At 78.3% G+C, this 956-nt stretch carries 1 pseudogene; it reads right to left on the bottom strand.

Annotated elements, in window-relative coordinates:
• A pseudogene (locus GTW67_RS05710) lies at positions 1-850 on the bottom strand (cation-translocating P-type ATPase); the annotation flags it as partial.
• Positions 851-956: the final 106 nt, after the last annotated feature.

Below are 956 nucleotides of genomic sequence, written 5' to 3' on the forward strand. Positions count from 1 at the left end.
GGCTGCCCCGCTCCGGGGCGCACAGCTGGTCGTGCACGACCTCGAAGGCCGCCGACCGGGCCACCGCCTCGCCCAACTGGCAGGCGCGCAGGGCGCCGTCGAGCACCAGGGAGGTCGGGCTCTGGCCGGCGCCGTGCACGGCGGCGTTGGCGGCGGCCAGGGCTACGTCCATGCGGTGGGCGCCGAGGCGTTCGCGCAGCCAGGCGCGGAACCTGGGGTTCTCGCGCAGCAGCGTCGCCACGGCGGTCACCAGGCGGGGCGAGGGCGGCAGCCGCAGGGACGACGCGGTCAGGGCTACGGCGATGCCGAGCGCGTCGGCGCCGAGGGCGGTCGCGGCGACGCGCACGGAGGCGGGGTCGCCGGGGTGGGCCAGCTCCTCGACCTCGTTGTCGACGCGGGTCAGCCCGTGCTGCTGGGCGAGGTCGGTCGCCCGGTCCACGACCCGGTCGGTGAGTTCCTCCTCGGTGGCGGTCACCACGAGCCGGGCCAGCCCGTTGTCCCAGTAGGCCAGTGCCACGTCGGGGTGCTCGGCGAGGGCCGCGGCGACGCGGCGTGCGACGCGTTCCGTGCCGCCGGCGCGGCGCACCTTCTCGGTCGCGGCGGGCCGCAGTGCGAGGTGTGCCCGGGTGCCGGCCCGCCAGTCGCGGGTGCCGCCCGGCAGCGCGGCGCGGGCGACTCTCGCCGCCCGCGCCGCGAAGTCCGCGCCGCGCACCCCGGCCCGCGCGGTACCCGCGACGGCGCCGGCCGCGACCCCCACGACGGGCGCGGCCCCGCGCGCCACGAGCCGAGGCCCGGCCAGAACAACCCCGGCGACGGCCCCCGGGGAACGCGTCAAAAGTCCACCGACCATCGCTACGTCTCAGCCCACCTTCCGAGTACGCGCACCTGCGGCGGGCTTGGCGGGGCTGCTCTTCGCTGCGCCTGCCGCCGGGGTGTTCTCCGCCGCGTCGGTCTTG

This window comes from Streptomyces sp. SID5910, assembly GCF_009862125.1.
GTDB lineage: Bacteria > Actinomycetota > Actinomycetes > Streptomycetales > Streptomycetaceae > Streptomyces.